Origin of the sequence: Pseudomonas sp. MONT-RG-20F-20-E-7-02 (assembly GCF_022662395.1) — a bacterium.
In the GTDB taxonomy this organism is placed as follows: domain Bacteria; phylum Pseudomonadota; class Gammaproteobacteria; order Pseudomonadales; family Pseudomonadaceae; genus Aquipseudomonas.
Genome location: NZ_JAKNQN010000001.1, coordinates 240,928 through 260,795, shown reverse-complemented (window position 1 = coordinate 260,795; position 19,868 = coordinate 240,928). Strand labels below are relative to the sequence as shown.

The 19,868-nt window shown below is 53.9% G+C and carries 15 protein-coding genes; 7 read left to right on the top strand and 8 right to left on the bottom strand.

Annotation, left to right across the window (positions count from 1 at the left end; translation table 11 throughout):
- The first annotated feature begins 11 nt into the window (after positions 1 to 11).
- From L8I05_RS01200 to L8I05_RS01175, 6 genes are all read left to right on the top strand, one after another.
- A complete protein-coding gene (locus L8I05_RS01200) occupies positions 12 to 980 on the top strand; it encodes an FkbM family methyltransferase (protein WP_242166935.1) in 969 nt (322 codons plus the stop codon).
- Positions 981 to 1,217: 237 nt separating this feature from the next.
- Positions 1,218 to 3,644 carry a hypothetical protein gene (locus L8I05_RS01195; protein WP_242166934.1) on the top strand — a complete coding sequence of 809 codons (2,427 nt, stop codon included), beginning with the start codon at positions 1,218 to 1,220 and terminating at the stop codon, positions 3,642 to 3,644.
- 207 nt (positions 3,645 to 3,851) lie between these two features.
- Positions 3,852 to 4,937 (top strand): GDP-mannose 4,6-dehydratase, encoded by a 1,086-nt coding sequence (gene gmd / locus L8I05_RS01190; protein ID WP_016979321.1) that lies wholly within the window; start codon positions 3,852 to 3,854, stop codon positions 4,935 to 4,937.
- 7 nt (positions 4,938 to 4,944) lie between these two features.
- Positions 4,945 to 5,880 (top strand): GDP-L-fucose synthase, encoded by a 936-nt coding sequence (locus L8I05_RS01185; protein ID WP_197627177.1) that lies wholly within the window; start codon positions 4,945 to 4,947, stop codon positions 5,878 to 5,880.
- Positions 5,881 to 6,624 carry a glycosyltransferase family 2 protein gene (locus L8I05_RS01180; protein WP_242166933.1) on the top strand — a complete coding sequence of 248 codons (744 nt, stop codon included), beginning with the start codon at positions 5,881 to 5,883 and terminating at the stop codon, positions 6,622 to 6,624.
- A gap of 12 nt (positions 6,625 to 6,636) precedes the next feature.
- The gene (locus L8I05_RS01175) at positions 6,637 to 7,755 is read left to right on the top strand and encodes a glycosyltransferase family 4 protein (RefSeq protein ID WP_242166932.1); all 1,119 of its coding nucleotides are present in this window, start codon (positions 6,637 to 6,639) and stop codon (positions 7,753 to 7,755) included.
- Between the two features lie 39 nt (positions 7,756 to 7,794).
- Here L8I05_RS01175 and L8I05_RS01170 read toward each other — a convergent pair whose 3' ends face one another.
- The 7 genes from L8I05_RS01170 to L8I05_RS01140 form a co-directional block, all read right to left on the bottom strand.
- Positions 7,795 to 9,243: a mannose-1-phosphate guanylyltransferase/mannose-6-phosphate isomerase gene (locus tag L8I05_RS01170; protein WP_242166931.1), complete on the bottom strand. Its 1,449-nt coding sequence runs from the start codon at positions 9,241 to 9,243 to the stop codon at positions 7,795 to 7,797.
- 501 nt (positions 9,244 to 9,744) lie between these two features.
- Positions 9,745 to 10,383: an acetyltransferase gene (locus L8I05_RS01165; protein WP_242166929.1), complete on the bottom strand. Its 639-nt coding sequence runs from the start codon at positions 10,381 to 10,383 to the stop codon at positions 9,745 to 9,747.
- A complete protein-coding gene (locus L8I05_RS01160; RefSeq protein WP_242166927.1) occupies positions 10,380 to 12,026 on the bottom strand; it encodes a glycosyltransferase in 1,647 nt (548 codons plus the stop codon). The genes L8I05_RS01165 and L8I05_RS01160 overlap by 4 nt, the downstream gene beginning before the upstream one ends.
- Positions 12,023 to 14,302, bottom strand: coding sequence for a glycosytransferase (locus L8I05_RS01155; RefSeq protein ID WP_242166924.1), 2,280 nt, complete (start codon positions 14,300 to 14,302; stop codon positions 12,023 to 12,025). The genes L8I05_RS01160 and L8I05_RS01155 overlap by 4 nt, the downstream gene beginning before the upstream one ends.
- Positions 14,299 to 15,057, bottom strand: coding sequence for an ABC transporter ATP-binding protein (locus L8I05_RS01150; protein WP_242166923.1), 759 nt, complete (start codon positions 15,055 to 15,057; stop codon positions 14,299 to 14,301). Before L8I05_RS01150 ends, L8I05_RS01155 begins: the two co-directional genes overlap by 4 nt.
- On the bottom strand, positions 15,054 to 15,836 hold the full coding sequence (locus L8I05_RS01145; protein WP_159958838.1) for an ABC transporter permease: 783 nt from the start codon (positions 15,834 to 15,836) through the stop codon (positions 15,054 to 15,056). The genes L8I05_RS01150 and L8I05_RS01145 overlap by 4 nt, the downstream gene beginning before the upstream one ends.
- A 102-nt stretch (positions 15,837 to 15,938) precedes the next feature.
- Positions 15,939 to 17,024, bottom strand: coding sequence for a DegT/DnrJ/EryC1/StrS family aminotransferase (locus L8I05_RS01140; protein WP_242166921.1), 1,086 nt, complete (start codon positions 17,022 to 17,024; stop codon positions 15,939 to 15,941).
- Between the two features lie 417 nt (positions 17,025 to 17,441).
- Between L8I05_RS01140 and L8I05_RS01135 the strand changes: the two genes are divergently transcribed.
- Positions 17,442 to 19,007, top strand: coding sequence for a PAS domain-containing methyl-accepting chemotaxis protein (locus L8I05_RS01135; protein WP_159958842.1), 1,566 nt, complete (start codon positions 17,442 to 17,444; stop codon positions 19,005 to 19,007).
- A gap of 115 nt (positions 19,008 to 19,122) precedes the next feature.
- On the opposite strand, the gene L8I05_RS01130 is transcribed toward L8I05_RS01135, so the two are convergent.
- Positions 19,123 to 19,809, bottom strand: coding sequence for an alpha/beta family hydrolase (locus tag L8I05_RS01130; protein WP_159958844.1), 687 nt, complete (start codon positions 19,807 to 19,809; stop codon positions 19,123 to 19,125).
- Positions 19,810 to 19,868 lie beyond the last annotated feature (59 nt).

The following is a 19,868-nucleotide window of genomic DNA, read 5'->3' as shown; positions in this document are numbered from 1 at the left end:
TAGAAGAAGCCTTGAAAGAACTGAAGGCCCTGACCGAGCGCCAGTTGCACTTTGAGACTATTTTGCTGAACAAAGGCCTGTCGACGGTGGATGTGGCCGGTTTTAGCCCGCTACTGCGTCGAAACTTCATTAGCAACGGTGATGCCGCACAGCAAAAGCACTTGATGCATAGCTGGAAGCACCACTCTCCAGCGGTGCTGGAACCGGCGGACCTGACGGACAGTGGCTTTCGCGCTTTTTCGCAAAATGATGAAGACGGACTTTTACTTCGCCTGTTTACCCATATCGGCTGCACCAACCGTTATGTCGTCGAAATTGGCAGCAATTGCAGTGACTCCGACGTAGGCATTCCTGAAAATCTGTCGACCAACCTGTTGGTCAATCACGGCTGGCACGGCACCATTTTCGAACTCGATGAAACCGAGTGCAACAAGATGCGCTACTTCTTCGCGCGCACTGCGTCCACCCGTCACTATCATTGGACCCACGACGGCTTGACCGAGTATTACTCGCCGGCCATCGTTCAACAGGCCATCAGCCCAGACAACATTAACGAGCTGCTGCTGGCTGCCAATCCGGAGCCGGAACCCGACCTGTTTATCATTGATATTGATGGCGGTGACTTCGCGGTCATGGAAAACCTGAGCGCGATCAAACCCCGCGTGATTGTCGTCGAATTTGAAAAGCGTTTTCGCGAACGTTACAGCGTCGTACAACGGGACCGCGAACACTTCAGCCTCAAATGGCAGCAATCGGGGGCGGCCAGCCTCACTGCATGGACGAGTCTGCTGGCGCCCAAAGGCTACAGACTGTGTGCGGTCGGGACCTGCTGCTTCAACGCCTTTTTCGTACGTGAAGACGTTGCCGAAGGCAAGTTGGCGGCCTTGTCACCCAAGTCAGCATTCGATTCGCACGCGATATTTTCTGCGATCAATGATGATTTCTGGCTGACGCCCGACGACAGCTGGCAAACATTTTGAATGTGTACTGAGCAACACCACCGTGAACGAAGATGCGCGCCACCTCTGAATCAGCACTGGCCCGAGCAATACTGGAACGCTCGCCATTCGCACAGGGGCGGTGGCATACACATACGGTGAACCGCGAAGAACAGTAAAGCTGCGCCAGAACGCTGCAGTCTTTTGTCTTTGCCGACGACACCGCCGAACGGCCGCGTGGAAAATTTCAGCGCACACATGAGTAAGGATCACCGAGGCATGACGTTTAAGAACCCAACGCACACCGTGCTGACAGCATTATGTTTGAGCATTGTACCTTTAGTCATTGCCTACTATGCGATGGGGCTGGATAAGTCAGGTCTCGACTCGCCGTTTATCTATGAACACCTCGATGACATTTGGCAATTCACCTTAACTAAAGTACTCAAAGAAACTGGCTGGATTCTTTACAACCCGTACCTCGGTGCTCCTGAAGTTGCCAGTTGGCATTATCACTCTGCCGCCCAGACCAGTGCCCTGCACTCGATTATAATGCTGGCAATGAGTCCGTTTTTCGACAGCGCCATCACCCTGCAGCAAACGTACTTTATTTTAAACTTCCCACTGATCGCGATCACCGCCTATTGGGCATGTCGCCTGCTTTCAATAGCTCGCTTGCCGGCGATCAGTGCGGCGCTGCTGTTTGCTTTTTGCACCTACCGCTTTAACATTCTTATTTATTCGTTCCTGCCCAACTATTTCTGCATCCCACTGGCGATGGTCGCGATCATTTGGACCTTTCAAGGCAAGTTCGATGCGATTCTGACATCGGCCAAACTGCCCGCCGCAGTAAAATCGTTACTCACCAACAAGTCGTTTTTACTCGGCCTGTTCTTTATTATTCTGATCGCCCTGTCCGACGGCTATTACGCCTTTTTCTCATTGCTGTTATTCGGCTGCGCCGGTGCGATTCGACTGATTGTGGGCGGCTGGAAAACACCGAGGATCCTTATTCCCGCCATCCTGAACATCATCGTATTGGTCGTCGTTTCACTGCTGATTCAGTTGCCACTGTACCAGTACAAAAAATCCCATCACGATGAGTTCTACCAGAACAATGTTGCCGACCCCGTGCTGTTAAAGTACCCCCTCGAGTCCGAAGTTTACAGCAGCAGCCTTAAGTTACTGATCACGCCCAACCAACAACATCACCTTGCCGTGATGGGCCACGTGGGCGATCGCTTGGTTGAGAGCAGCAATGCCGCTCGGCGAATTGCTATACCCGCCTCCATTACACTGGGTGTGTTCGGAACCGCGCTGCTGTTCCTGAGTTTCATCTTGCTGATGGTGCCACAGTTACGCCGTACCGTATTTACCGACAACGCTACAATCCTGGAACACGACAAGCGTTTTATTGGCTTGGGAGACAGTCTTCTCGCTATTATCTTTTTTGTTTTCCTGGCGAGCATCTCCGGCGGATTAGGTACGCTCATCGCTTTCGTTTTCCCAACTATCAGGGCTTACAACCGTTTTCCAATATTCATGGAGTTTGCCCTTTTACTCCTGGGCGCGCTGATCGCCAGCCGCGCCTTGAACACCTTGCGTCGCCCTGCACTAATAACCGCCGCCCTTGTGATCATCACCGCCCTGGGCATCTACGACCAGATCCCCGCCAATGTTGCGAACAGGTCACCCGACATTCGTCCTCGCGTGGCGCAAGAAACAGCATTCGTCAAACAGCTGGAGTCGGAACTGCCGAAGGACGCGATGGTTTATCAGTTCCCTTACTCGCAGTACCTGACAAACAACAAATACTATGGCTGGGGTTCGTTCAACCATATTCGCCTGTACTTGTTCTCTGACCACATTCACTGGAGCAATGGCGCCTCTAAAAACAGCCCCGCGGACAACTGGAATCGACGCATTTCGAAGTTACCAATCGACGCCTTGATCAATGAAATTCAAGCGGTCGGCTTCAAGGCACTGGTGATTGACAGGACCGTGGTTAAAGATGATGAGTTCGCAACACTCAAGTCGGCATTGCATGCGTTGAACCTTGTTGTGATTGAAGACCCATCGGGGCGGTTTGCGCACGTACTGCTGCCACAGCCAAATTACAAGGTGTCCTACTCCAAAGACTATACGGCCATCGACAGCATCACGATAAACACGGCCGCCCCCTTTGATAAGAACGCCTACCCCGAACTGATTGATGCGAACAAACTTGAACTTTATCTGAACGACAATCGTGCGCCCTTCCCTCTTCGCATAGAGCGCGCCCAGCATCCAGAAATTTTCAAGGACGTAAGGGTGCTAACTAGGGGCAGCGGTGATTCCGCGATTTTGCCTGCAACAGACCTCAACGCCACGCTGACCTGCACTCAGCTTGATAAACAACAGCACGTGGCGATAGACCTAAACAATAATGGAACTTTTAACCTGAGCCTGGGTCAGGGTGCATTTCCGATTAGCGTCGGGGTACACTTAAAAGGTCCAGATGGCGCGATGCTACTATGGGACTCGGGCTATCGCCTTGCGGAAAACTTGGTAGTGAAGCCTGGCGAGAAAAAGCGGCTGGTATTCGATCTGAAAGACTATACTGGTGCCAATCAATACAAGGCCAACCCGGGTAATTCATTGCAATTTGAACTGGTACAAGATGGAAATGCCTGGTTCCCGAACGCCAGCTGTTCCTCTGCCCCATGATTGCGCACGATAAATGCTCGAGTTCGGTGCCGATAAGTTTGCGAAGTCGCAGGCTAATCGGCACACATTGAGAATTCAGCCTCATTGAGGCAGTATAGGAAATTATCGGCCCAGGTATGGCCTGGGCTGTGTAGATCAATCGCGAGAAATTGCATTCCTCACTTTCGCGTCAAATATATTTTTTAAAAAACACGTTAAGAGAAGCATATGAAAAAAGTTGCGCTTATTACTGGAGTAACAGGTCAAGACGGATCCTACCTGGCCGAGTTGCTTCTCGAAAAAGGCTACGAAGTACACGGGATCAAGCGTCGAGCCTCTTCGTTCAACACCGATCGAATCGATCACCTGTACCAGGACCCGCACGACTCCGATCGTCGCCTTGTCCTGCATTATGGCGACATGACCGATTCGACCGGCCTGATCCGCGTCATCAAGCAAGTGCAGCCCGACGAAATCTACAACCTGGCGGCACAGTCTCACGTTGCGGTGTCGTTCGAGGAGCCTGAATACACGGCCAACTCCGACGCACTGGGCGCGCTGCGTATCCTTGAAGCGATCCGGATCCTGGGCCTGGAAAAGAAAACCCGTTTCTATCAAGCGTCCACCTCCGAGCTGTACGGCCTGGTGCAGGAAACCCCGCAGAAAGAAACCACACCGTTCTACCCGCGCTCCCCGTATGCAGTGGCCAAGCTTTACGCTTACTGGATCACCGTTAACTACCGCGAAGCGTATGGCATCTATGCCTGCAACGGCATCCTCTTCAACCACGAAAGCCCGGTGCGTGGTGAGACGTTTGTAACCCGCAAGATTACCCGTGCGCTCGCGCGCATCAAGCTGGGTCTGCAGGATTGCCTGTACCTGGGCAACCTTGACGCACTGCGCGACTGGGGTCATGCAAAAGACTACGTCGAAATGCAGTGGCTGATGCTCCAACAGGAACACCCGGAAGACTTCGTTATCGCCACCGGCAAGCAATACAGCGTGCGCGATTTCGTCAACGCCGCAGCCAAACACGCCGAAATCAACATCACCTGGAAAGGTGAAGGCGTTGATGAGAAAGGCTACGACGCCGATGGCAAGTGCATCGTTTCGGTTGACCCACGCTACTTCCGCCCTACCGAAGTGGAAACACTGCTGGGCGACCCAACCAAGGCCAAGCAGAAACTGGGCTGGACACCTAAAATCAGCTTTGAGGAACTGGTCACCGAGATGATGACCGAAGACTTGAAGTCAGCGACTCGTGATGAGTTGGTGAAAAAACACGGTTACTCCGTCTACGACTACCACGAGTAATAGCTAGGTGGATAAAAGCGCCAAAATATATATCGCAGGGCACGCCGGCATGGCGGGTTCTGCGATCCAGCGGCGGCTATCCGCCGCTGGATTCAGCAATTTCGTTACTCGCTCGCACGCTGAACTCGATCTGACCCAACAGGCTGCGGTGGATGCTTTTTTCGCCGCAGAAAAACCTGAGATCGTTTTCCTGGCTGCGGGCAGGGTTGGCGGGATCAAAGCCAACAATAATTTCAGAGCTGAGTTTATATATCAAAACCTGATGATCGAGGCGAATGTGATCCACAGCGCCTGGAAGCACGGGGTCCAGCGCCTTCTGTTTTTAGGTTCAAGCTGCATTTATCCGCGAGATTGCGCTCAGCCGATTCACGAAGATTACCTGCTGACAGGGCCGTTGGAACAAACCAACGAACCTTATGCAGTCGCCAAGATTCTTGGCGTCAAACTGTGCGAAAACTACCATCGTCAATACGGTGCCCAGTTCATTGCCGTCATGCCGTCCAATCTCTATGGGCCTAATGACAGCTATGACCTTGAGAACTGCCACGTGCTGCCTGCTCTGATCAGCAAAGCCCATGCGGCAAAAATGAGCGGCGCTTCAGAGCTGGTGGTCTGGGGTTCGGGCAAGCCGAGACGCGAGTTTCTTTTCGTTGAAGACATGGCCGATGCTTGCGTGCACCTGATGGAGTCCGACATTGAAAGCGGGCTTTTCAACGTAGGCATGGGCAGCGACCTGCCCATCAGCGAACTCGCCGAGTTGGTTATGGAAGTTGTCGGGTACAACGGTCAGATCGTTTACGACCGCAACCAACCCGATGGCACCCCCCGCAAACTGCTCGACATCAATCGCTTGAAAGGCCTTGGATGGACTGCCAAAACGCAATTGCGTGAAGGCATAGCTCTCACCTACAAAGATTTTCTCAGCCGCGCGGATCACCTCTGAATGTCTCAACCCTTGGTCACGATCGCAGTACCTTCATTCAACCAAGGCCGTTATCTTGACGATGCTTTGAGGTCCATATTCGAACAGGACGTTCCTGTAGAGGTATTCGTCCTGGACGGCGGTTCCACCGATAACTCGGTGGACGTTATCCGCAAATGGGAGCACAAGTTAGCCGGATGGCGCAGCCACCGGGATGAGGGTCAGGCAGCGGCTATCAATGAAGGTATCCTTCGAGGCACAGCCCCATTTGTGTGCTGGCTTAACAGCGACGACTGGTTCGAACCCGATGGGTTGAAACGCTTGATCGAAGCGATTAACGCCGCGCCGCAGGCCTCGGCGGTCTACGGTAAGTGCTGGAACTTTATTCAAAACACTTCCACGCGTAAGCCGGTCTGGGTTGAGCCCTTCAGCGAACGCCGGCTCTCTCTGCGCTGCATCATTTCACAACCCGCTACCTTGATTCGTCGATCCGCCTGGGAAACCGTAAAGGGCGTAGACGCCACGTTACACATGGCGATGGACTATGACCTTTGGTGGCGACTTTTTAAAGAAGTAGGTCCCCTCACCTATGTTGATGCGTTCGTGGCCGTTAATCGGGAACATGAAGAGACCAAAACAAAAACCCTACGCCGTCGCCATTACTCGGAAGCTATAGCGGTAGTGCGCAGACATCACGGTAGCGTTCCCTTGAAATGGTGGCTTTTTCAGCCCTACGCCGTCTGGCTAAAATCCATCTTCCCCTAACCGGAACTCGCCATGCGTATTTTGCATTTCTATAAGACCGCGTTCCCGGACACCATGGGTGGTGTAGAGCAAGTCATACATCAGATATGCCAACAGTCGCATCGTTTTGGTGCGACCTGCGAAGTCCTTGCACTGTCCCCTCACCCGAGCCCAACAGTGATAGAGTTGGACGGTTACAAGACTCACCAAGTTAAAGAAAATATTAAAATCGCTTCAACCGGGTTTTCGATCCAGGCGTTCTCGAAGTTCAAAGAGCTCGCGCAGCAGGCTGACATTATCCACTATCATTTCCCGTGGCCGTTCATGGATGTCATCCATTTCGCCAGCCGCATCAAGAAGCCCAGCGTTGTCTCCTACCACTCAGACATCGTTGATCAAAAGAACCTGTTAAAGCTCTATCGCCCACTTCAGAACAAATTTTTGAACAGCGTCGATCGGATTGTTATTGCCTCGCCCAACTATTTGGAGTCGAGCAAGGTACTGCCCGCGTTTCGTGAAAAGATCAGCATCATTCCGATTGGTCTAAACAAGGAAAGCTACCCCGTTCCTTCTCCCTCGCTGAAAGCTCGCTGGGCGACGCAACTGCCTGAGCGGTTCTTCCTGTTTGTCGGTGTGCTGCGTTACTACAAAGGCCTGCACACACTGCTCGAGGCTGTCCAGGGCACAGGTTACCCGCTGGTTATTGTTGGCGATGGGCCAAAGAAACAAGAGCTCATGGCGCAGGCAGAACAGCTTGGGCTTCAGAATGTGCACTTTTTGGGAAAAGTGAGCGACGAAGACAAGGTCGCGTTGATTCAACTTTCAACGGCAATCGTGTTCCCTTCGCATCTTCGCTCCGAAGCGTTTGGGGTGGCATTGCTGAAAGGAGCAATGTATGGCAAGCCAATGATTTCATGTGAAATCGGCACAGGCACCACTTACATCAACATTGCCAATGAAACAGGCTTGGCGGTTCCCCCAGAAGACCCAACGGCCTTCCGCGAAGCCATGCGTTACCTGTGGGACAACCCGCAAGAAGCCGCAATCATGGGCGAAAAGGCAGAGACGCGATACACCGAGCTATTCACCGGTGATCAAATGTTGCGCGGATATATAAAGGTTTATCAGGACCTGATGAACAAGCAAGGATGACATCTGCCCGAATACTCATTCGGGCAGGTCATTAATACCTTACTTGCCGTTTTCGGCGCGACCGTAAATGTCCTCAAACCGAACGATGTCGTCTTCGCCCAAGTAATCGCCACTCTGCACTTCAATCAACACCAGATCGATAACCCCTGGGTTTTCCAGCCGATGAGTGTGGCCGGCGGGAATAAACGTCGACTCGTTGGTGTTGAGCAGGAATTCACGATCGTTGTTAAACACGCGCGCCATGCCGCTCACCACAATCCAGTGTTCGCTTCGGTGATGGTGCATTTGCAGTGAGAGTGAACCCTGCGGCTTGACCACTATGCGCTTGATCTTGAAACGCTGGCCTTCTTCCAGGGTGGTGTAGGCACCCCAAGGACGGCGAACCGTGGTGTGATCAAGGTGCGAACAGTGACCACTCTTCTTCAACTGCGCCGTGATTGCCTTAATGTCTTGTGCATGGTCTTTGTGGGCGACCAGCAAGGCGTCTGGCGTATCGACGATGATGAGATCCTCGACCCCGACCAAAGCTGTCAGACGTCGCGGGCTGCGCACGTAGTTGTTGTTGGCACCATGAAAAATGGCTTCCCCTTCGACACGGTTGCCCTGCTCGTCCGAAGGCGACAGCTCGCTCATGGCATTCCACGAGCCGATATCACTCCAACCGATATCACAAGGCACTGTTGCCACCTTGCTTGAGCGCTCCATCAGCGCGAAGTCGATGGAAATATCAGGGACCTTGGCAAAGCTTTCCGGCTCCAGATGCAGGCTGCGATGGCTATTGCCAGTCATCGTGCCGGAACCTGCCAGGCATTGGTCAACAGCACTGGAAACATCCGGTGCGCAGAGTGCCATTTCTTCAATTAACGTACCGGCGCGGAAACAGAACATGCCGGAATTCCAGAAATATTCACCTGACGCCAAGTAACCTTGAGCGGTTTCAAGGTCGGGCTTCTCGACGAAGCGCTTAACCTTGAAGCCATTACCGAGTGGGGTTTCATTGTCTTTCTGGATATAGCCGTAACCGGTTTCCGGATACTCAGGCTTAACGCCAAAAGTTACCAGCCAGCCCTCTTTGGCCAACTCGGATGCCGCCGAAACAGCGTCGGCAAATGCCGCATGATTATCGATCAGGTGATCAGCTGGGAGCACCAGCATGATGGCATCTTGCCCATGAGTGCGCGCAACTTCTTGAGCCGCCAGTGCGACAGCTGCTGCAGTATTACGCCCAAAGGGCTCAAGCACGAAACTCAGGTTAGTGAACTGAGGCGCTTGTGCGCTGTATTCATCTAAGGTTTTGAAATAGAGATCACGATTAGTGATTGTCAACACTTCGCTGACTGCGTCCAGAGCCAATGCGCGACCATAGGTTTTGCGAATCAGATTACCGCCACCAGGCAGTTCGATAAACGGCTTGGGATGTGCTGAACGAGAGACAGGCCACAGACGACTGCCTGCACCGCCGCAGATAATGACTGGAACAAGTGTCACAATGTAACTCCTTTACGTACTGCCACTTGATTTCGGCTGCAGCGTTCGCCCCCTCGATGCGGCAGACCCGAAAACAAAGTGACGTAGAGTCTTTCAGCTAAATAAAGTGAAATCGCCGAAGCGTCCAGGGGGAAAAACATAGTGGGTTTTCTTACAAACTAGCGCCAACATTCTTATTTAAATGACTATTTATGTCTAGGAAAATACGGAATATTCCTATCGCCAAATCTGTTTTTCATCTTTGGAAAACTGGCCTCTGGATAAAACATGTCACTTTTCAGTGGGTAGCTCTGAGCACCCGCTCAGAAGGCGTCTAAACCGCTGCCTGCCACGGTCTAGAGCCCTGCCGAGGGCTGTCGCTTTTTAGTGTGAAGTACTGGTGACGAAACGCATGGGCAAGTGGGTGTGTTGTGCCGAACTTGGCCTTACATCCGGATGCAGGCGAGCGGTGCAGTAAACGACGATCAATTCGGCGCTTGGAAAGAGGCGCAAGGTGCGCGATTAACATGCCAAGGTGCACTTGATCAGCTTGCGCGTCGGCACGCCCACATAGACGCCAGGCTCCCCTAAATCACGGTGCGCGCACGCCCCTGCGCCCAACGTCACGCCATCCGCGATCTTCACGCCGTCAATAACGGTCGACCCCGCACCAATAAAACAAAACTGTCCAACATGGCACCTTCCCGCGACTGCAGCATTGATGGAGATATGCGTGAAATCACCGATCGTGCATTCATGTTCAACGATCGCTCCGGTATTGACCACACACCCCATTCCCACGGAGGCCAGAGGGCCGACATGCGCGTGATGCCCTACAAACGTACCCATGCCTAATGTCGAACAGAAGCCGATTGTGGCGGTTGGGGACACGAGCGTGGCTAAAGGCCAACCACGCTGATCCACCCAATCGCACTGCGCTTGTCGGCGGGCGCCGTCTCCCGAGGCAGGCATGACAGACCATCCCTGCGGTAGATCCTCATCCCAACTGCGACGCACCGGAAACGCCCCACAGGTTTCATCAGGCCGCGCATGGTGGTCTACGAAACACAGGTGTTTCACGCCCAACGCCAATGCGACATCCGCCACAGCGCGAGCATGACCACCACAGCCAAGGATCAACAAACCCTCTAATGGGCTCATAGGGCGTGCTCCTGTGCGGCGGAGTCGGTTCTGGAGATAGCCTCCAATATTTCGATGTGCTCGTTTACAACATCCGCCCAACTGCGCCTGGCGAGCGACGCGTAGGCACGCAGTTGAATACCCAGCAACTCATCACGGTTCTGCACGCCCCACTGAATGCGGTAGGCGATATCCCTCCAATCATAGGGATCAAAAAACGTCACCTTTTGCAGTTCGGCATCCACCAGGATCTCTTCCGTGACCGGTATGCGCGCCATGACCACGGGGGTTGCGACGGATAAGGCTTCAGTAAACGTAAACGGACACCCGCCTTCACTCAGGCTCGGATTCACCGCCAAATCTGCCAACGAGTAACACGCAGCCAATTCGCCCACTGACAACCCATGCATACACAGCACGTCATTTTCCAAGTGATGGTCGCGGATAAAGGCCTTCACCGGCGCAAACCACTCAGCGTTACCGGTGAGTATCAACTTGTGCCGAATAAAGCGGTTATGAAGGAGGTGCTTATAGGCTTTCAACAGAGACATTAAATTCTTGTTCGGGCGAAACTGACTCGCATAAAAAATGAACTTTACATCGCCGTTGGCAAACGAGGACGAATACGCCGGGTTTGAGGTTTTTCTCAGTGCCCTTTTAAAGAGCATCACACAATAGTTTTTGGACGCCGCCTCTGCGTCTACGCAACCTTTAACGGCGATATGCCCGCTGAGGTCATTGGGCGCATGATGAACCACCGAAACAGCTGACGACTTCAGCGCGTATCGCTCAACAAGCGTTTGCCATTTCACCTGCTGACTGTAGGTGACGAAGTGTTGTCCGCCCTGAATGGCAGCCTCTACGCGTTCGTAAACCTGTAGAAATCGTTCCCCGCCCACCTGCGAGAACCCAACCGGAAAATCCGCTAGCACAACATCCGGCACACACATCAGACGGGGCGCTTGAATCTTATTGAACGCCGGCCAAAAAGCCGTAGGGCCGTACCACGCCTTCACCTCTGTCAGGGTGTTGATCAGTTGTAACATACGGTCTGACTCAACCTGCTCCATTCGACGGTACAGGCGCAGGACAAACGTATCCTCCTTTGGAGCCTTCGCAGAAACCAGCAAGGGGTTGATCAAGCGTTTCACCGGCCGAAAACACTTCTGCGCAACACCGTTGAGCTTCAATTGAAGCCTATACAGCGGAACAAGGATCAGTAAGGGGCTTATCAACAAGAGCAGTAAACACAAGGGCGCCGCTTCGAGGCCCAGGCGGACCACACCCCGATAAGAGTCAACCGCAATCAAGCGTTCTTCAACGTGACTCAGGAACATCGCCTTCCAGGAAGACAGCGTTTTCACGATACGTTGCTTCAGCGACGGTTTTTTAAGCCGTGTCTTTCCAGCGATATAGTGTTCATAACCGCGCAAGATCAACGGAATATTCGGCGGACATACAATCTCGAACACGCCGTCCTGAACACCTTCGCTCTGAAACAAGTCATGCAGTGCTTTTTTTGTCCAGCTCGGGCAGACCAACGTAAACTTTACATCATCACGCTCGGCTGCCCCTTTAAGGAACGCGGCAAGGTAGCGGCCCAACCCTTCATGTCGCAGGTCCACACCTGGCGCGTAGGCCAAGTAAATCCCGAACTGTTTCATAAGCACCCCCTGACAACTTGCCAATAGGCACCTGCTGACTTTTCTACACGTTGCTCATGCAATACCTCAGACGACGGTAGCGTCTTGCGACGATCCAAATAGGTAAGTTCCATGTCTTTAAGCTGGCTGGCCATGTGCGCGGGGTCGTCCGACCGCATCCAACTCAACGCCAGGGAAAACTGTTGATCGATCTCCCTCATCGCCGGGTAATCACTGCTTAATGAAGGCACACCCAGAGTGGCCGCTTCGATGACACTGAACGTTCCATTGTCTATTGAACCGGCGTGCCACAAAAAGGCAGCACGGGAAAGCACAGCCTGATAATCGCGCTCCGGCAACTCACCCAAAATTTTGATACGCGCGCGTACCTGTGAATGCTTAACAAGCCTGTTCGCTACCTGCTTGAGATGGGGCAATGAGCTTTTAAATAACCCCTTCGTGTCTACGCCGGTCATTCTGCATTCGAGTGTTCCGCCCAGTGTTTCGTAATAAATCTTTAAGGCCTCCACTGCATTCAAATGGTTCTTGTGCAATGCCGAATTCGTCGTCCATACAAAATAGTCCGAGTGGTCGATGGCACACGCCTGTGTGCTGGAAAAATCGGGCGCGAGCATCGGCAACTTGAAGACTTTATTGGCGGGCACACCGGCGTAGTTCAAGGCATCCTGTTGGGTAAATTCAGTGGTCACCCATACTTGTGACGCGGCTCTTGCTGCTTCTAGAAATGGCTGATCAGCGCCAAAGGGAAGTATCGGCGTATACCGTTGAAGATAGTCATACACCATCAGCACCGACGGCCGCAGGGGTAAGAGCGGTGCACTCAAACGATCGGATATGACCAGCCAGGCATCACACTCCTGAAGATTGTTTATCCCATCATCAACAATCAGGTAGCGCGGGCTTTTCGGCTCCCAGCCCTCATGCCCGGCATAGCGCATCGCCCGACGGGCCGGCATGGCGTCTAGAACGCCCCATTGATAGGCGCGAATCGTAATGCCCTTTTCAAGGTCTCTGAACGCGTCAGGCGGATAGCTCTGCGAGTTGTCCAGATGCAGGAAGACGATATCGGCCGGTTCGCCCGCTTGACGGCTGCCCTGGTACAAGGCGTTGGCGACAAGTTTGGCGCCCCGCAGGCTGCCACCTCTGTACTCCACCGGCACAATCACCGCAATTCGCTTGCGGCGAACAGGAAGATCCAGGCTGTCCTTTCTTGAGGACTCAAGCCTGTTGATTATTTGCGTGAATCCACGCTGCCAAGCCTGCTCACAGTTCTTGGCTTTCATCGGCTCAAGCAACACCCTCTGGGTGTCGCGGATACGCTGAATAAAACCTTGGTCATCACGCATCAGTCGTTTGGCTTTAGCCTTGGCCTCTGCCACGGTTTTGCAGCGCCCTGGTAATGCAGCCCCGCCCATTTTATCGAGCATTCCACCGGCCATGAATAATAAAGGCATGCCCGCACGAATGGCTTCAAAGGGATGATAATGAATATGATTGGGCTCACGGGAGTGATAGAACATCACCTTGTGCTGCCGCATGTTGTATTCATGCTGTTCACGGGACACAAAGCCTATGACATGTTTATCCTGGACCGCGATAGGCTGCGCACCGCCAATGGTGTATTCGATATCAGAAAAATCGTGAATAAAGTTTTTATAGATATTTTCAAAATAGGCAGATGATCCAATCCTTGGGCAAACGAACATCACCTTGTTCAAATTCCCTTCCCATTGTTCGGGCGTGGCGTCGCCTTTCAAACCGACGGGTAGAAAACAGTCCCTGCTCGCCAAAAAATGCTGCTCTGCCTCCTTCAAATGCTGATAGCCAGTACCCAACCAGAAACGTGAGCCTATGGCTTTGATATCCCGCACGAGCGCCTCACCCGCTGCTTCATACAATAATTGCGAATAGCTGAAGCCCTTGGACAACCCAAATACCCGCAATACGATAGCGCCGCGAAAATGGCGAACAGCACTTGTGATCTGCGGCACGAAGAAGCCGACCACGGCAATATCAAAGTAAGCATTGGCAATTCGCCAGGCTTCTTCGCTGGGGTTGGCATACCAATCCTGCGAATTAAGAATATCCACGTCTGACTGGGGGATTGTTAACGCCGCATCAAAGCTGAAATCGACATCGGCTGACAAATTCCCCTCATCATAGGGAAAGCGTTTGGGCATAAACACTTCATTCACACCCAAGGCGCTCAGCTGTTCAACTTCGAAGGTTCGCAATGTCGTGTGATTGAGCAGCCAAAGGACTCTGAGTGTTTTCAAGATTGGGCCAGCCCATTGATAACTTTATATTCAGCCACTGCCTCGTCACAGCCACCGTCAAACACCAGTTCACCGTGATGAAAGACCAGGCCCCGATTGCATATCGAACGTAATGCACTGAAATCATGGGTGGCCAGGACCAGAATTTCTGCTTGCTCGATTAACCCGGTAATTCGATCCCTGGCCTTGGCCATGAAGTTCGCATCGCCGGCCCCGATCACTTCGTCAAGCAGCAATATATCGCCGCCCACTGTCGTGGAAATGGCAAACGCCAGCCTGACTTGCATGCCGGCCGAATAGGTCTTTATCGGGTAGTCGATAAACTCCCCAAGCCCGGCAAACTCGACTATTTCGTCGGCTTTCTCACGCATGAACTTAGGCGACAGGCCCAGCAACAGTCCTCGGTATAGAACATTTTCGCGGCCGGTCGCATCAGGCTCGAAACCCAGGCTCAAATCAAAGAGGGAGCGCACTTGCCCTTCAACCTTCAGCAGGCCACTTGAAACGGGGTAGAGCCCGGCGACCGTTTTCAAAAAGGTACTTTTGCCTGCCCCGTTGTGCCCAAGCAAACCGACACGTTCCCCGCTGTTTATTTCGACACTGATATTTTTCAGCGCATGGATGTCAGCCACGTTTGAGCGGGCGTGATTATTACCAAACGCACCGGCCATCAGGGACTTCAACGAACGTTCTTTATAAGCCACCGAGGCATAATGAAGATTAACGCCCTGAAGCAGAATCCGATTATTTTTCATAGGTAAAAGATCACTTTGCGCTCAACCCTGCTACCAACGACAATTGCCAACACAGCAAAAAAAACCGCAAGCCCGATGCTGAATGCGTAGTTTTGCCACGTCGGCCATTCGCCCTGAAGCAAGGGCGCACGTATCAATTGCAGCAGGTGGTAAATAGGGTTGTAATCGACCAGTGCATGAAGCCCGCCGTTCTTGAACATCTTGGCTTCAAAATACACCGGTGAAATAAACCATAACGACTGCATGATCAGCCCAAGGGCGTGGGGAACATCTCTAAAACGCGTACTCACGTAGGACAACAGGGTAGAGACAGGCCACGCAATCAACGCCAGCACCGGAAACAGCGTCAATGAGGCCAACCAGCTCCAGCCAATATTCTGTGGAAGTACCACGACTACCCAGCCATAGAGCGAGATACTGGCCAGCAGTAAAACGATGTTACTGCTCAACACCGTGCGCAAGGTATATATCGCCAGGGGATGATTGCATTGCTTGATGTAGGCGTCTGCCTGAACAAATGACAATGAACCCGCCACGGTGTTCGCCGATATACACTCCCACACGATGATCCCGGAAAGAATATAAGGCGCGTACGTGACAATGTCCGCATTAAACAGTTTGCTGAACACTAACGTCAGTAACAGCGTCAGGCCTAACGGCTGGATAACTGACCATACAATGCCAAAAAAAGAACGCCGCCATCGGGATCGAAGATCAGCCAGCGAAAGGTGAACCCAAAAGTAACGGGCATCCCACACACGGGAAAAGTACAAAAACATCACGTCACCTGAGCAAATAGAGTGAGTCCAAACATTCATCGGCCATTGGCTGCTTGAAGTTTGAAGGTGGCCCAAGTCAACTTATCAACCTGCCCCTGCGTATCAGTCGGCAAAGAAACGGCGAATCGCATCAGCCACGTGCACGACTTGCTCACGGCTCAGCGTCGGATAACTGGGAAGGTTCATTCCGCGCGCACTGAGGTCTTGTGCGATCGGGAAGTCTTCATTGGTCTTGCAATGCGGCATGGTGTGAGCAGGCGCAAACAGCGGGCGCGTCTCTATGCCTTGGCTTTTGAGGTGATCACGTAACGCCTGACGCCGGCTCGGATCGTCCAATAGCACTGAGCACATCCAATAGGAGTGGCGGGTGCCTGGCTGCTCCGCGTGCATGCGCAACGGCAGCCCTTCAAGCGTTTGATGATACCAACCGGCAATTTGGCGCTTAAGTGCGAGAATCTCGTCCGCACGTTCCAATTGAGCAAGGCCAATGGCCGCACAAATGTTGGTCATTCGGTAGTTGAACGCCAACTCATCGTGCCAATACTCACGCGTCTTGGAAACGCCCTGGCTTTTAAGGTGGCAGGCCCTTTCGTGCACAAAGCGGCTTTTGCACACCACCATCCCGCCTTCGCCGGTGGTGATGGTCTTGTTGCCAAAAAAGCTGAAGGTGGCGACATCACCGAAGGTGCCGATATGCCGGCCTTTATACAAGGAGCCGAAGGCTTCGGCGCAGTCTTCGATCAACAGCAGGTTATGCGCCCGACAGAGCGCAACCAGCCCATCCATGTCACAGGCCAGGCCATACAAATGCACAATCATGATGGCTTTGGTGTGTGGCGTAATTCGACGGCGAACGTCCTCGACACTGATATTCCAGGTATCGGCGTGGGACTCGGCGTAGACCACCTTGGCCCCGGTCTGCATGATCGTGTTGACCGATGCCACGTACGTCAGTGTAGGAACAATGACTTCATCGCCAGGCCCAAGCCCCAGGGCAGCCATTGCCAGATGCAAGGCAACCGTGCCGTTACTCACCGTGGTGGCGTGCGCAGCGCCAATGTAGCGGGCGAACTCGTTTTCAAAGCGGGGAATGAATTCTCCTCGAGAAGATATCCATGTCGAGTCGAGGCACTGGTTGACGTATTCCTTTTCGCGCCCGCCCAGAAAGGGCTGATAGACCGGAATCATCCGCGCCCCTCCGCGCCGGGCACAATATTATTACGCGCACAAATGTGGCAACGATAAACAAGCGTAGTGTCTTTCATTAAGATGAAGTCTCTGACGCGCTTTTTGAAGATTAATCAAGTGCGCTTATTGACTGTTAGTTAAGTGCACCCAATCTTTAAAAGGCCGCACACCTACAACTCAAAGGTATTCTTCATCTTCAAAAAAACAACATGACACACGAAATACATCCATTTCTTACTTCAACTAATCTCGCACCCTTCAGATATTTCCTACACATACCGACTTCATGATCTAAGCTGCCCAGTAATACTGCCGACACTGCGGGATAGATCGCTGAAGCAAATAACCTTCAGAAATTTCCTCAACAATTGCCCACACCTGCCGATACCCCCTGAAAGCCTTGCGGATTGAACAACCATGCGTAATAACCAACCCGTTACCCAGCGCGAACGTACCTTCCCCGCTCAGCAACGGTTGATCTCCACCACAGACGCCAAAGGCGTGATCACCTACTGCAACGACGCCTTTGTCGAGATCAGTGGGTTCACCCGTGACGAACTTATCCGCGCTCCGCACAATTTAGTGCGTCACCCGGATGTGCCGTCGGCCGTGTTCGCGCACATGTGGTCCACGCTCAAACAAGGCTTGCCATGGATGGGCATCGTTAAGAACCGCTGCAAGACCGGCGATCACTATTGGGTTAACGCCTACGTGACACCGGTCTTCGATGGCAACCAGGTGATCGGCTACGAATCGGTGCGCATCAAGCCCACCGCCGAGCAGATCCGCCGGGCCGAAGCGCTCTATCAACGGATCAACCAGGGCAAGTCGGCCGTTCCTCAGCGGGACAAGTGGCTGCCGGTGTTGCAGGACTGGCTGCCGTTTATCCTGGTCAGCCAGTTGAGTTTCATGATCGGCGCGTCGCTCAACTCCCACTGGGGCTTTGCTCTGGCGGCGGGGTTGTCGGTGCCGCTGGGCCTGTTGGGCCTGAGCTGGCAACAGCGCGGGCTCAAGCGTTTGCTGCGCCTGGCGGAGCAGACCACGTCCGACCCGTTGATCGCACAGATGTATACCGACAGCCGTGGCGCACAAGCGCGGCTGGAGATGTCGATTCTCAGCCAGGAAGCGCGTCTGAAGACCTGCCTTACGCGCTTGCAGGATACGGCCGAGCACCTCAACGACCAGGCCGCGCAGTCCAACACCCTGGCGCACAACAGCTCCAGCGGCCTGGAACGCCAGCGCGTGGAAACCGAGCAGGTGGCCACCGCAGTCAACCAAATGGCAGCGACCACCCAGGAAGTCGCCAGCCACGTGCAGCGCACGGCTGACGCCACCCAGGAAGCCAATCGCCTGACCGGTCGCGGTCGCGATATCGCCGGGGAAACTCGCGAGGCGATCCAGCGCCTGTCGGTCGCCGTGGGTGAAACCGGTGTGACCGTCACTCAGTTGGCCAAGGACAGCGATGAAATCGGCGGCGTGGTTGACGTGATCAAGGGCATCGCCGACCAGACCAACCTGCTGGCCTTGAACGCCGCGATCGAAGCGGCCCGCGCCGGTGAGATGGGCCGTGGTTTTGCGGTGGTCGCCGACGAGGTCCGTCAACTGGCGCAGCGCACCGCCGAGTCCACCGGGCAGATCCATGCCCTGATCGCCAAGCTGCAGCACACCGCTGCCGCCGCCGTGCAAACCATGGACGCCGGGCATCGCCAGGCCGAAGAAGGCGTGGCGCGGGTGATGGAGGCGGACCAGGCATTGGTGGGCATCAGTGAAGCGGTGGCCAATATCACCGACATGACTACGCAGATCGCCGCCGCCACCGAAGAGCAAAGCGCTGTGGCCGAAGAGATCAGCCGCAACATCAGCACGATTGCGCTGTTGGCGGATCAGACGTCGGAACAGGCGATGAACTCGGCGCAGTTGAGTGAAGAGCTTACCCATACCGCGAATACCCAGTACTCGCTGGTGGAGCGCTTCAACCGCTGATACAGATCGTTCCCACGCTCTGCGTGGGAACGCCTCCTGTGACGCTCTGCGTCACTGCTTCAAGAGCGGACGCAGAGCGTCCAGGGCTGCATTCCCACGCGGAGCGTGGGAATGATCAGTGGAGAAACCCAGCCACTTTCACCGCCGCAGCCTCCAAATGCTGCTCATGACTAAACCCCGAAGCCTTCAACGGCTTCAAATCATGATCCCCCGCCACCAGCCACATCACCTCGATGCTCGGCGACAACGCATACCCTTCCACCGCCGCCCGATTGCCCAGCGCATCGCGCTCGCCCTGCACAATCAACGTCGGCGTCTTCAACCCGGCCAAATGTTCGGTGCGAGGTTTTTCCGGCTTGCCCACCGCATAAAACGGATAGCCCAGGCACACCAGTCCATCGGCACCCAACTCATCCGCCAGAATACTTGCCATGCGCCCGCCCATGGACTTGCCGCCAACGGCCAGTTTCCCAGCGACATGACGTCGCACCTCGGCGTACACCTCACGCCAGGTTTCCAGCAGTTTGGGCGCCGGGTTCGGCGGGCGTTTACCGCCATCCACACGGCGCTGGGCCATGTAGGGAAACTCGAAGCGCACCACGTTGACGCCATGCCCGGCAAGGCGTGCAGCCATGTCGTTCATAAACCCCGAGTCCATGGGCGCGCCTGCGCCGTGGGCCAGGATCAACGTCACCGGCGTACGCGCGATAGACCCTTGCGCTGCATCCCACAACCAGCCGCGCTCACGCACACACTGCGCCCATTGATCCCCGTCAATACTGGCCTTGTGCTCTTTGCCCATGCTTGCCTCGCTTTTTAGTCTGCCTATAACTCCAGCCCAAGTGCCGCATTTGCTTGGGT